Origin of the sequence: Vibrio sp. 10N.286.49.E11 (assembly GCF_041469505.1) — a bacterium.
GTDB classification, from domain to species: Bacteria; Pseudomonadota; Gammaproteobacteria; order Enterobacterales; family Vibrionaceae; genus Vibrio; species Vibrio crassostreae_C.
The window spans coordinates 1-457 of record NZ_JBFRKQ010000136.1; the positions used below are offsets into that span (position 1 = coordinate 1).

Sequence of the window (457 nt, forward strand, 5' to 3'; positions counted from 1 at the left end):
GCTTAAAAGGTGCGCCTGCCGAAGAGCGAAAAGCAGAGCGTCAAGCGCTTGCCAAGCCGATACTGGATGAGCTTTACCAATGGATGACAACCCAGAAGGTGATAGGCTCTAGCCCACTAGGTAAAGCGATAAAGTACACGCTCGGGCAATGGCCAAAGCTCATTCGTTATATCGACGATGGTCACTTATCTATCGATAATAATCGCGCTGAACGTGCAATTAAACCACTGGTCATTGGCAGAAAAAATTGGCTATTCTCCAACACACCAAATGGTGCTGAGGCGAGCGCGATGCTTTACAGCATCATCGAGACCGCGAAAGCCAACGGTCTTATCCTCTACGACTATATGGTCAAGTGCATGAAAGAGCTAGCAAAAGCAGAGCCCGATATCGATGCACTCCTGCCTTGGAACTTCAAACACTGACAAGTCGCCCCGTGGGTTCATGGGGCGGATAC

At 49.7% G+C, this 457-nt stretch carries 1 protein-coding gene; it reads left to right on the forward strand.

Going from position 1 to position 457, the window contains the following annotated elements; genetic code table 11:
• Positions 1-425: transposase (locus AB4167_RS21840; protein WP_133160485.1), on the forward strand; the 425-nt coding region annotated here is incomplete at its 5' end.
• Positions 426-457 lie beyond the last annotated feature (32 nt).